General features: G+C 32.8%; 1 protein-coding gene. It reads left to right on the top strand.

The annotated features are described in order from the left end of the window. Nucleotides 1-585, top strand: a 585-nt coding sequence (locus CCAL9328_RS10680; RefSeq protein WP_211436855.1) for a hypothetical protein, incomplete at its 5' end; no start/stop codon positions are given. Nucleotides 586-606: the final 21 nt, after the last annotated feature.

Raw genomic sequence — 606 nt, 5'->3', positions numbered from 1 at the left:
ATAGTTACATTTGGGAGCTATTATTGGAATAATAATAGCGCTAGTGTGTTTAGTGAGTTTGAGAGATCTAGCTTTGATAGTGGGGATGAATTTGCTAATTGGCTTTTTAGAAGTAAAAATATATCTTGGAATATCTGGGGTAGGCTGATTAAAAGGGATATATATCAAGCGAATTTGGATTTTTTAATCAGTATTAATTCAAGGCTTATAATGGCTGAGGATGTGCTAGCTATGTTTGTGATTTATCATAATTGCCAAAGGCTAAATTTCATATCTGATATGCTCTATTATTATAGATATAATCCAAGCTCAAGCACCAATGACAAAAGTATAGAAAATTTAAAAAATTGTATAGATAGCTTTGAAGTAGCAATTGCCAAGATGAGAGAATTCGCATCAAAAAATCAATGCGATAAGAGATGGCAAAAGCTCTATATATCACTTGGCGTACATGAGTGCGATATCCTTAAAAGGAGATTGAAAATCAAAGAGGGTAAATTTGGACTGATGGATAAGATTGGGGCTTTTATAGAGGGTAGGTGGTTTGTGATTAGACGCAAATTAAGAGTTAAATTTGGGATTTAAAGGACAATAATGCTAAATCCA

This window comes from Campylobacter sp. RM9328 (assembly GCF_012978615.1).
This window is presented reverse-complemented; position numbering and strand designations above follow the sequence as displayed.